11 protein-coding genes are annotated in these 9716 nt (G+C 33.1%); 8 read left to right on the forward strand and 3 right to left on the reverse strand.

Annotated elements, in window-relative coordinates; translation table 11 throughout:
• Positions 1-67: 67 nt before the first annotated feature.
• Positions 68-826 carry a hypothetical protein gene (locus tag ACVCZW_RS03560; protein WP_452227681.1) on the reverse strand — a complete coding sequence of 253 codons (759 nt, stop codon included), beginning with the start codon at positions 824-826 and terminating at the stop codon, positions 68-70.
• Between the two features lie 212 nt (positions 827-1038).
• On the opposite strand from ACVCZW_RS03560, the gene miaB reads away from it, so the two are divergent.
• The 8 genes from miaB (at position 1039) to groL (ending at position 8212) form a co-directional block, all read left to right on the forward strand.
• Positions 1039-2487 carry a tRNA (N6-isopentenyl adenosine(37)-C2)-methylthiotransferase MiaB gene (gene miaB / locus ACVCZW_RS03565; protein ID WP_452227682.1) on the forward strand — a complete coding sequence of 483 codons (1449 nt, stop codon included), beginning with the start codon at positions 1039-1041 and terminating at the stop codon, positions 2485-2487.
• 112 nt (positions 2488-2599) lie between these two features.
• The gene (locus ACVCZW_RS03570; RefSeq protein ID WP_452227683.1) at positions 2600-3859 is read left to right on the forward strand and encodes a sigma-54 interaction domain-containing protein; all 1260 of its coding nucleotides are present in this window, start codon (positions 2600-2602) and stop codon (positions 3857-3859) included.
• 58 nt (positions 3860-3917) lie between these two features.
• Positions 3918-4115: a hypothetical protein gene (locus ACVCZW_RS03575; RefSeq protein WP_452227684.1), complete on the forward strand. Its 198-nt coding sequence runs from the start codon at positions 3918-3920 to the stop codon at positions 4113-4115.
• Positions 4116-4163: 48 nt separating this feature from the next.
• Entirely contained in the window at positions 4164-4670 is a 507-nt protein-coding gene (locus ACVCZW_RS03580; protein WP_452227685.1) for an LptE family protein, read from the forward strand.
• Positions 4671-4734: 64 nt separating this feature from the next.
• A complete protein-coding gene (locus tag ACVCZW_RS03585; protein ID WP_452227686.1) occupies positions 4735-5661 on the forward strand; it encodes a hypothetical protein in 927 nt (308 codons plus the stop codon).
• Between the two features lie 4 nt (positions 5662-5665).
• On the forward strand, positions 5666-5995 hold the full coding sequence (gene secG, locus ACVCZW_RS03590; RefSeq protein WP_452227687.1) for a preprotein translocase subunit SecG: 330 nt from the start codon (positions 5666-5668) through the stop codon (positions 5993-5995).
• A gap of 185 nt (positions 5996-6180) precedes the next feature.
• Positions 6181-6459 carry a co-chaperone GroES gene (locus ACVCZW_RS03595; RefSeq protein WP_452227688.1) on the forward strand — a complete coding sequence of 93 codons (279 nt, stop codon included), beginning with the start codon at positions 6181-6183 and terminating at the stop codon, positions 6457-6459.
• 118 nt (positions 6460-6577) lie between these two features.
• Positions 6578-8212, forward strand: coding sequence for a chaperonin GroEL (gene groL, locus ACVCZW_RS03600; RefSeq protein ID WP_452227689.1), 1635 nt, complete (start codon positions 6578-6580; stop codon positions 8210-8212).
• Between the two features lie 276 nt (positions 8213-8488).
• On the opposite strand, the gene ACVCZW_RS03605 is transcribed toward groL, so the two are convergent.
• Both ACVCZW_RS03605 and ACVCZW_RS03610 read right to left on the reverse strand, forming a co-directional pair.
• Positions 8489-9046 carry a porin family protein gene (locus ACVCZW_RS03605; protein ID WP_452227690.1) on the reverse strand — a complete coding sequence of 186 codons (558 nt, stop codon included), beginning with the start codon at positions 9044-9046 and terminating at the stop codon, positions 8489-8491.
• Positions 9047-9230: 184 nt separating this feature from the next.
• Positions 9231-9572 carry a ribose-5-phosphate isomerase gene (locus ACVCZW_RS03610; RefSeq protein WP_452227691.1) on the reverse strand — a complete coding sequence of 114 codons (342 nt, stop codon included), beginning with the start codon at positions 9570-9572 and terminating at the stop codon, positions 9231-9233.
• Between the last annotated feature and the right edge of the window lie 144 nt (positions 9573-9716).

Raw genomic sequence — 9716 nt, forward strand, 5'->3', positions numbered from 1 at the left:
TAATTCCATAAAATTAGACATAAAAAAAGCCTGAATTAACAGGCTTTCTCACAATATAAACTATATTTTAAATATTTTCAATTTGCTTATTTTCTTCTTCAGAATCAAAACCAATAGACTCCTTATATATATAGTACGCAGGAATATATGCAAAAGATGCGGTTACAAAAACACCAACAAAACACATAATCATACCTACTATAGATGCTAGAATAGAACTTACAAGGATAAGTCCAAAAGAAATTAGCCATTTTTTATTTCCTAAAGCAAAACCAGATTTTATAATCTCAGAAACAGATTGCTCCGGATTAAAAGCAAAAATCACATTCATTAACGTCACTGGAACTATCACATAAAACAATGGTAAATAGCATAAAATTGTTGCCACAAAAGAGATTCCGAAAGCGGCAAGTGATAATTTCACCAATTTACCTAAATATGGTTTTTTCAAATAAAAGAAATAATCATCGGAACCTATTTCATTTAAATCTTTCATTTTACAAATTCTGTAAAAACTAGCACGCATACCAAAACCTATTACAGTTGCTACGATACAGAAAACTATTAATATCAAGAAAAAAGGTATCATTAGCATAAAGCTAGCATCTCCTCCTGACCCAAAAGAATTTGGATCCATCATTCCTGCTCCAAGTAAAGGCAAGTACATAAGTAAATAAAAAGGAAGTATTATTAACATCGTTAACAACATCATTACCAGCCCTTGTACCCAAACTTTCTTAAAAAGTTCTATACTTTTATTAAAAATATCGCCAAAATCTAATTGTTTAGCATGTTGCACTCTTTTTTCAAATTCTTGAAATGTCATTATTTAGTATTTTTGATTAGTGCTTCAAAAGTAGGAAATTATTAACAAACCCTTTAAAAATTTACACACTGTCACTTTGTCACTGTATTTAAAATAATTGTACCTTTGCATACTTATTGACCAAGATTATAAATAATGAAATTTCTGCTGAAGTTTATCTGAAGCAAAGTAGAAAGACAAAAAGTAAGTTACCTGCATTAGCAGGCATTAATATGGAAAAGACTATAGACGAAAACAAACAAGGAGAAAACCTTGTTATAGAAAATAAAGAAGGAAACAAACGCAAGCTTTTTATTGAAAGTTACGGTTGCGCTATGAATTTTAGTGATAGTGAAATTGTAGCTTCTATTCTATCTAATCAAGGATTTAACACCACGCAAAACCTAGAAGATGCCGATTTAGTTTTGGTAAACACCTGTTCTATCCGTGATAAAGCAGAACAAACGGTTAGAAAACGTTTAGAAAAATACAATAAAGTTAAAAGAACAGTAAACCCTAATATGAAGGTTGGTGTTTTGGGTTGTATGGCCGAGCGTTTAAAAAGTAAGTTTCTAGAGGAGGAAAAAATTGTAGACCTTGTTGTTGGTCCGGATGCTTATAAAGATTTACCAAACCTACTTGCAGAAGTAGATGATGGTAGAGATGCTATAAACGTGATCTTATCTAAAGAAGAAACGTATGGAGACATTTCTCCTGTACGTTTAAATTCTAACGGAGTTACCGCTTTTGTTTCTATTACACGTGGCTGTGATAATATGTGTACTTTTTGCGTCGTTCCTTTTACAAGAGGAAGAGAAAGAAGCCGTGATCACCAGAGTATTATTGAAGAAGTAAATGACCTTTGGAGCAGAGGTTATAAAGAAATTACTTTATTAGGACAGAATGTAGATAGCTACCTTTGGTATGGTGGAGGTTTAAAAAAGGATTTTGTTAAGGCGACAGATATGCAAAAGGCAACTGCTGTAAATTTCGCAAAGCTTTTAGAATTATGTGCACAAGCACAACCAAAAATGCGAATTCGTTTTTCTACTTCTAATCCGCAAGACATGACGTTAGACGTTGTGGAAACGATGTCTAAATACGAAAACATTTGCAACTACATTCATTTACCTGTTCAAAGTGGGAGCGACAGGATTTTAAAGGAAATGAACAGACAACATACGCGTCAAGAGTATATGGATCTTATAGATAATATTAAACGAATTCTTCCAGAATGCACGATTAGCCAAGATATGATAACTGGTTTCCCTACAGAAACAGAAGAAGATCACCAAGACACTTTAAGCTTAATGCAACATGTAAGATATGCTTTTGGTTATATGTTTGCGTATTCGGAAAGACCAGGAACTATGGCTGAACGTAAATTGGAAGATGATATACCTTTAGAAGTTAAGAAAAGACGTTTACAAGAAGTTATCGATTTACAATTAGCACATAGTTTAGAGAAAACACAATCTTTTATGGGTAAAACAGTAGAAGTTTTAATTGAAAAAGAAGCTAGAAAAGGAGATCAAGATTGGTCTGGAAGAACCGATCAAAACCTACTTTGTGTGTTCCCAAAAGAAAATTATAAAGTTGGTGAGTTTGTAAACGTAAAGATTACTCGAGTTACTAAAACCACTTTAATTGGTGAACCTTTAGGTTTGAGCGCTAATAATTAATAAACTCTTTCCTTTTTTTTAAGGGAAAGCGTCTTCAATTCGGCAAAAAAAATTAAAGACGGAAGAATATAAATATTAAATAAAAGATCCCTGCCTTCGCAGGAAGTAAAATATGGAGTCTATTCAATCAATAAAACAACGTTTCGGTATCATTGGTAACGACCCAACACTAAATCGTGCCATTGAAAAAGCCATACAAGTAGCACCAACAGATATTTCGGTTTTAGTAACTGGAGAATCTGGAGTTGGTAAAGAGAGTATTCCTAAAATAATACATTCGCTTTCCCACAGAAAGCATGGTAAATATATTGCTGTAAACTGTGGTGCTATTCCAGAAGGAACTATAGACTCCGAGCTTTTCGGACATGAAAAAGGCGCTTTTACAGGAGCAACAGCAACTAGAAATGGGTATTTTGAAGTCGCAGATGGTGGAACCATCTTTTTAGATGAAGTTGGAGAACTACCATTAACCACACAAGTACGTTTACTTCGTGTTCTTGAAAATGGAGAATTCCTAAAAGTAGGTTCTAGTAAAGTTCAAAAAACAGATGTACGTATTGTGGCTGCAACAAACGTAAATATGTTTGATGCTATAAAAAAAGAAAAATTTAGAGAAGATTTATATTACCGATTAAGTACGGTAGAAATTCATCTTCCTGCACTTCGTGAACGTAAAGAAGACATACATTTATTGTTTAGAAAATTTGCTAGTGACTTTGCATTGAAATACAAAATGCCAACCATTAAATTAACAGACGATGCGATACCAGTATTATTAAAATTTAGATGGTCTGGAAACATTAGGCAATTAAGAAATGTAGCAGAACAAGTTTCGGTATTAGAACAAAACAGAACTATCGATGCTGTAAAACTGCAAGAATATTTACCAACAGGAAGCACGAACCTACCTGCTGTAATTAAAAACACCAAAGCAGATAGTGACTTTAGTAATGAGCGTGAAATTTTGTACAAGGTTTTATTTGATATGAAAGCCGATTTAAACGATCTTAAAAAACTTACCATGGAACTCATGAAAAATGGTAACGATGCAGAAGTTCAAGAAAAAAACGAAGGCTTAATACAGAAAATATATGGAGATGAAGAAGATGCCGATTTTGAAGATGCTAAAGAAGATTTAAAATTATTATCTATTCCGCAAAACGCAAACCCAGAAACGCTCCAAGACGCTACAGATAAATATCACTTTGCAGAAGAAATTGAGGAAGAAGAAACACTTTCCTTACACGATAAAGAATTAGAGTTAATTAAGAAGTCTTTAGAACGTCACCAAGGAAAACGCAAGTTAGCAGCAGCAGAGCTTGGCATTAGTGAGCGTACTTTATACCGAAAGATTAAGCAATTTGATTTGTAACAAAACTTTATGAAAATCAAAGTTTTAAAAAGTTATTTTTGAGGTAATTTTAGAAGAAATGAAAGCAGTAGAAATATTTTTAATAAGAAAAACGTTTAGTCGTAATAGTTCGGAAGCAATAAGGCAAGAAGCAGAAGACCTTATAAACGAGAAACATTACGAAGGCTATAGACTTATTAATGCAGATTTTGACGTAGCAGATAATGCTGGTTACATTTACGCCTACATCACTATGAAAAAACCTAACACCTATTAATAACATTAATTATTATCTGAACCGGTTTCAGTATCTCATTCCAAATAAATGAAAAACATAAAACACCTTTTTCTTTTACTAATAGCAACCACTTTTTTTACCTGTGGGCCATATTCTTTTACAGGAGCATCTATTGCATCTAATGTAAAAACATTTCAGGTAAATTATTTTCAAAATAATGCTATTCTAGTAGAACCAGGTTTAAATAGAGATTTCACCATCGCTTTACAAGATTTAATAACCAATCAAACTAATTTAAGTTTAGTAAACTCTAATGCCGATTTGGTTTACGAAGGCGAAATTGTAGAATATAGAATTTCACCAACTACAGCAACATCCGCAAATACTGCCGCGCAAAACCGTTTAACTATTGGTATAAATGTGCGCTTTTTCAATAAGAAAAACGAAGAAGACGATTTTGAACAACGCTTCTCTTTCTATTATGATTATGGAGGAAGTGAGCAACTTGTAGGGTCGATAAAAACGACGGCTTTCGAAGAGATTTTTGAACGTTTAACACAAGATATTTTTAATGCTTCACTAGCAAAGTGGTAGTAAAAAGTATACCGTAAGCAGTCGCAATTTTCAATAAAAAAAATAATTAAATTTGGCTTAGCCAATGAATAATACAGACTTCACCTATTTATTACAACATCCTCAAAAAGTTACGGCTTTGCAAACCGAAGCCTTAAAAACGGTTGTGGATGCTTTTCCGTATTGTCAATCTGCAAGAGCTATTTACTTAAAAGGTTTAAAGAATAAAGAAAGTTTCAACTATAATCAAGAACTTAAAAAAACGGCAAGCTATACTACAGATAGAAGTATTCTGTTCGATTATATTACTTCGAAAAAGTTTCTTCAAAATAAAATATCGCAACACATAAAACAAAATAGCGAACATGTCAAAGATATCACGGTAGATGTAGAAGACATTTCGGTAAACAAAAACGTGACGATTGATGATGCTTTAAGACAGCAAATAAAAGATACCACTGGCGTTTTAGATCCAGAGTTATTTCAACCAAAAATAGAACGTTCCAAAATTGCAAACTTTAGTTTAGATATTTCTAAAAAGGTGGAAGATACAGAAGAAAGTATCCCTTCAGAAACCATTTCTGCAAACCAAATTTTAAACATTGGTAAGCCATTAGAGTTTGAAAACACAGAAACACATTCGTTTAACGAATGGTTAAAACTAGCAAACTTCACTCCTATTCAACGCGAAGAAGAACAGGAAACATCAGAAGAAATAAAAACAAAAAGAGAGAAAAAGTTTGATCTTATAGAAAAATTTATAACAAAAAACCCAAAGCTAAAACCAAAGAAAACAGCTAAAGCAAATATCAATATTGCCGAAGCCCAAATGATACAGCCAGAGGCACTAATGACAGAAACTTTGGCGCGTATTTATGTAGAACAAAAAAATTACAAAAAGGCATTACAATCTTATAAAATATTAAGTTTGAAATATCCAGAAAAAAGTGGTTTCTTTGCAGACCAAATTAAGGCAGTAAAACAATTACAAGAACAAAATAATAAAGAATAACAACATGTTTACAGTATTTTTAATCTTAATAGTAGTGGTAGCATTTTTGCTAGTTGTAGTAATAATGGTACAAAACCCAAAAGGAGGCGGATTATCATCATCATTTGGTGGTGGAGGAACGCAACAGTTAGGTGGTGTTCAAAAAACAACCGACTTTTTAGACAAAAGCACATGGACGCTTGCAACTATTTTAATTGTATTAATTTTAGTTTCTAACGTTGCAATTAACAGCGGTACAACAACTACAGAATCTAAAGCTTTAGATACTGACAATATTGTACAACCAGTAGAAGTACCAACTGCTCCCGCACAAACAGAAGATACTCCTGAGTAATCACCTGTTTTAAAAAATATTCAAGATGCCAACTTTTAAAAGTTGGCATTTTTTTTTGTCCAAAATCTACTTTTCAAGTTTATAATATGAAGACATTCGGCAACTTTGTCAGTCCTACTCTATTGGCACATTTTTAGCTTCCTATAAAAGCATAAAAACTATTATAAATAAATAAAACATATACCATGAGTAAAGTAAACATCAAACCACTTGCAGATCGCGTTTTAGTAGAACCACTTCCTGCAGAAACACAGACAGCATCTGGTTTATTTATTCCAGATTCAGCTCAAGAAAAACAACACAAAGGTACCGTTATAGCAATAGGTACAGGTAAAAAAGATGAACCTCTTACGGTAAAAGTTGGAGATACTGTTCTTTACGGAAAATATTCTGGAAACGAATTAAAATTAGATGGTCACGACTATTTAATGATGCGTGAAGAAGATATCATGGCGATCATATAAATAGCTTTTGGTTTTTGGCTGTTAGCCTTTAGCCAGTTACAATTAAAAATTTATTAAAAACAGATAAACCTTTTAGTTAAAAGCCAAGTGCTAATAGCTAATAGTTAAAAACATTAAGATGGCAAAAGACATAAAATTTGATATTGATGCACGCGACGGTTTAAAACGTGGTGTAGATGCATTAGCAAACGCAGTAAAAGTAACACTTGGTCCTAAAGGACGTAACGTAATTATTAGTAGAAGCTTTGGTGCTCCTCAAGTAACTAAAGATGGTGTAACCGTTGCAAAAGAGATCGAGTTAGAAGATCCTCTTGAAAATATGGGAGCGCAAATGGTAAAAGAAGTTGCAAGTAAAACCAATGACCTTGCAGGTGATGGTACTACTACAGCAACTGTTCTTGCACAAGCAATTGTAAAAGAAGGTTTAAAAAATGTTGCTGCTGGCGCAAATCCTATGGATTTAAAACGTGGTATTGACAAAGCAGTAGCTGCAATAGTTGAAGACTTAGAAAAACAAACGCAAAAAGTTGGAAACTCTTCCGATAAAATAAAACAAGTAGCATCTATTTCTGCAAATAACGATGACGTTATTGGAGATTTAATCGCTATGGCTTTTGGTAAAGTTGGTAAAGAAGGTGTTATTACTGTAGAAGAAGCTAAAGGAACAGATACGTACGTAGATGTTGTAGAAGGTATGCAGTTTGATAGAGGTTATTTATCTCCTTATTTTGTTACAGATAGTGACAAAATGATTACCGATTTAGAAAATCCTTACATTTTATTGTATGATAAAAAAGTATCTACAATGAAGGATTTACTTCCTATTTTAGAACCTGTAGCGCAATCTGGAAAACCATTATTAATTATTGCAGAAGATGTAGATGGTGAAGCACTTGCAACTTTAGTAGTAAACAAATTACGTGGTTCTCTAAAAATTGCCGCTGTAAAAGCACCAGGATTTGGTGACAGACGTAAAGCAATGTTAGAAGATATCGCAATCTTAACTGGTGGTACTGTAATTTCTGAAGAAAGAGGATTTACTTTAGAACATGCTACTTTAGATATGTTAGGTACTGCAGAACGTATTACTATTGATAAAGACAACACGACTGTTATTAATGGTGCTGGAGAAAAGAGCATGATTAAAAATAGAGTGAATCAAATCAAATCGCAAATTGAATCTACAACTAGTGATTATGATAAAGAAAAACTACAAGAGCGTTTAGCTAAACTTGCTGGTGGAGTTGCCGTACTTTATGTTGGTGCTGCTAGTGAAGTAGAAATGAAAGAAAAGAAAGACAGAGTAGATGATGCTTTACATGCTACACGTGCTGCAGTAGAAGAAGGTATTGTTGCTGGTGGTGGTGTTGCTCTTGTTCGTGCTAAAAAAGTATTAGAAAATATTACTACAGAAAACTTAGACGAAACTACAGGAGTTCAAATTGTAAACAGAGCTATTGAAGCTCCTTTACGTACCATCATTGAAAATGCTGGTGGTGAAGGAAGTGTTGTTCTAAACAAAGTGTTAGAAGGTAAAAAAGACTTTGGTTACGATGCTAAAACAGACACGTACGTAGATATGCTGAAAGCAGGAATTATCGATCCTAAAAAAGTAACTAGAATTGCATTAGAAAATGCTGCTTCTGTTGCCGGAATGATTTTAACTACAGAATGTGCTTTAATTGATATTAAAGAAGATGCTCCAGGTGGTATGCCAGGAGGAATGGGTGGCGGTATGCCAGGAATGATGTAGCAGCGAGTCGCTGCTGACAGGTCATGCACTCTTATGCATAATAAGAAGAGCACTTCTGTTCATCATCGATCCATGCAAATTAAAAAAAAACGCTTCTAGATGTTTCTAGGAGCGTTTTTTGATTTTAAAAGATACATGTATTTTTAATTCTCAGAAGTTCACCGACCTAAGTTTACACTTAATAACTGGTAGTATTAATAAGAAAGAACAAAAGACTAAAAATCAAAAACCGAAGTCAATAGACTTCGGTTTTAAAATATAGAAAATTATTACGCATTAAAAGAAGTAGCCAATGGAAAATTGAAACACACTATTTTTAATTTCATTTGTTGTTTTACTGTGATTACCTGTAACCGAGAACTCTGTTAATCCTAAATTATATCGCATTCCAAAATTAAGTCCATTATCTAGTTTATAACCTAGACCAAAATTCACACCAAAATCAATATTGTTATCCCGGTTTTTTAATTTTTCACCTCCTTCTCTTGCATTGAGCAAAAATCCAATTTGCGGTCCAGCTTCTAGACTTATTCGTTTTGCTACATAGTATTTTGCCATTAACGGAACATTTAAATAATGTAAATCAATTATTCCTCCATCGCTAAATCCTTGTCCAGAATACATTAATTCAGGTTGTAAAGAGAATTTTTCTGAAATGAATATTTCCGCCATACCTCCAAAATGAAAAGCCGTTATAGGTTCTAGCTGAGAACTTTCAACTCCAGTTACCGAAGCAAAGTTCAAACCTCCTTTAACTCCAAATTTAACGTCTTGTGCGTTAACATGTGCTAATCCTAAAATAGAGATAGCAGTGACTAGTAATAGTTTTTTCATGGTTTTAAGTTTTTATGATATAAATTAAATGATTTTTGCATCTATAGAACTATAGTTTACAATAGTATTAACATTTTAACCGTTATTAACAGAATAATTTCTTAAACAATATTTAATTCAACCTAACACCATCATATAAAACGACTTAAGCTTGTTTTTTTTTTCAAAATCACGCGATTAAACTTCAATTAAACCAAACCGCATACTTCTGTCTGCGCAATTCTAAAGCTAGCGTTTCTTCCATTTTTAAAGCTTCTGCTCTAGTTGTAATTGGATCGATGTGATTGTATAAACTCGGACGAAGATAAAGTCCGTATTTCTCAACAATGTTAGAAGACAACTTATGTCCTTTCTTATTTCTATGCCCTGTTTTATGTTGCAGAAAACGTTCTTTAGGCGTTTTGCTCGTCATACCAACATACAAGCATTGCAAAACGCCATTAAATTGCGGATTTGCATTTCTAAACTTGGTGTTTTCAGTAAACACACGTTTAGATAATTCGATGACATAAATTCTATAGGGCATCTGGTAAAAATAAAAAAGCCTGAATATTAATTCAGGCTTTTTTACTATTTTCTTATTCTCTTGTTATTCTCTCGTTATTCTTTATGATCGTCTTTCACTTCTTCATCGCGATACTCACAACAAGGATGCACCGTTGCATACGCT

This window comes from Lacinutrix sp. MEBiC02595, assembly GCF_053601555.1.

Excerpts from the sequence above, each read along its gene's own strand:
- ACVCZW_RS03585 (WP_452227686.1), top strand. The coding sequence starts at position 4,735 with ATGAATAATACAGACTTCACCTATTTATTACAACATCCTCAAAAAGTT.
- secG (WP_452227687.1), top strand. The coding sequence starts at position 5,666 with ATGTTTACAGTATTTTTAATCTTAATAGTAGTGGTAGCATTTTTGCTA.
- ACVCZW_RS03595 (WP_452227688.1), top strand. The coding sequence starts at position 6,181 with ATGAGTAAAGTAAACATCAAACCACTTGCAGATCGCGTTTTAGTAGAA.
- ACVCZW_RS03610 (WP_452227691.1), bottom strand. The coding sequence starts at position 9,572 with ATGCCCTATAGAATTTATGTCATCGAATTATCTAAACGTGTGTTTACT.
- groL (WP_452227689.1), top strand. The coding sequence starts at position 6,578 with ATGGCAAAAGACATAAAATTTGATATTGATGCACGCGACGGTTTAAAA.
- ACVCZW_RS03570 (WP_452227683.1), top strand. The coding sequence starts at position 2,600 with ATGGAGTCTATTCAATCAATAAAACAACGTTTCGGTATCATTGGTAAC.
- ACVCZW_RS03580 (WP_452227685.1), top strand. The coding sequence starts at position 4,164 with ATGAAAAACATAAAACACCTTTTTCTTTTACTAATAGCAACCACTTTT.
- ACVCZW_RS03560 (WP_452227681.1), bottom strand. The coding sequence starts at position 826 with ATGACATTTCAAGAATTTGAAAAAAGAGTGCAACATGCTAAACAATTA.
- ACVCZW_RS03605 (WP_452227690.1), bottom strand. The coding sequence starts at position 9,046 with ATGAAAAAACTATTACTAGTCACTGCTATCTCTATTTTAGGATTAGCA.
- ACVCZW_RS03575 (WP_452227684.1), top strand. The coding sequence starts at position 3,918 with ATGAAAGCAGTAGAAATATTTTTAATAAGAAAAACGTTTAGTCGTAAT.
- miaB (WP_452227682.1), top strand. The coding sequence starts at position 1,039 with ATGGAAAAGACTATAGACGAAAACAAACAAGGAGAAAACCTTGTTATA.